1 protein-coding gene is annotated in these 638 nt (G+C 52.0%); it reads left to right on the top strand.

The window, feature by feature from the left end:
• Positions 1 to 112: 112 nt before the first annotated feature.
• A complete protein-coding gene (locus ADA01nite_RS16005; RefSeq protein ID WP_146811281.1) occupies positions 113 to 619 on the top strand; it encodes a MogA/MoaB family molybdenum cofactor biosynthesis protein in 507 nt (168 codons plus the stop codon).
• Positions 620 to 638 lie beyond the last annotated feature (19 nt).

Below are 638 nucleotides of genomic sequence, written 5' to 3'. Positions count from 1 at the left end.
TACCCCAAAAGTCAGCCTCTCTCCCATGATTTTCATGTCGGGGTTGCGGCTGAAAAGCTACGGTGGTTTTTTGCGAGCGGGTGCTCGAATGAGAGAAAGGAGACAAATGCTTATGTCAGTGACCGAACATAAAAAAGAGGCACCAAAGCAGGTAGGTTGCATGGTGATTACGGTGAGCGATACACGGACGCCGGAGACGGATAAAAGTGGCCAGTTGATGCAGCAATTTCTGACGGAAGCGGGACACACGATAGAGCGGTACGTAATTGTGACGGACGAAAAAGCTGCCATTTCACAGGCGATTAAAGACGGAGCGAACGATCCGAAAGTGCAGGCGATTCTCCTGAATGGAGGGACGGGAATCGCGAAGCGGGATGTGACCTATGAAGTGGTGGCTTCGATGTTGGATAAGGAGCTGCCAGGCTTCGGCGAAATCTTCCGCATGCTGAGCTACACGGAGGATATCGGTTCGGCGGCGATTTTAAGCAGGGCGATTGCGGGTGTCTATCATGACCGGGCTGTTTTCTCGACGCCGGGATCGTCCGGCGCTGTGCGGCTTGCGATGAGCAAACTCATTATTCCGGAGCTTGGCCACGTGCTGCGCGAGATTTATAAATAAGATCATTAACATTGCATTA

Origin of the sequence: Aneurinibacillus danicus (assembly GCF_007991215.1) — a bacterium.
Taxonomy (GTDB): Bacteria; Bacillota; Bacilli; order Aneurinibacillales; family Aneurinibacillaceae; genus Aneurinibacillus; species Aneurinibacillus danicus.
This window is presented reverse-complemented; position numbering and strand designations above follow the sequence as displayed.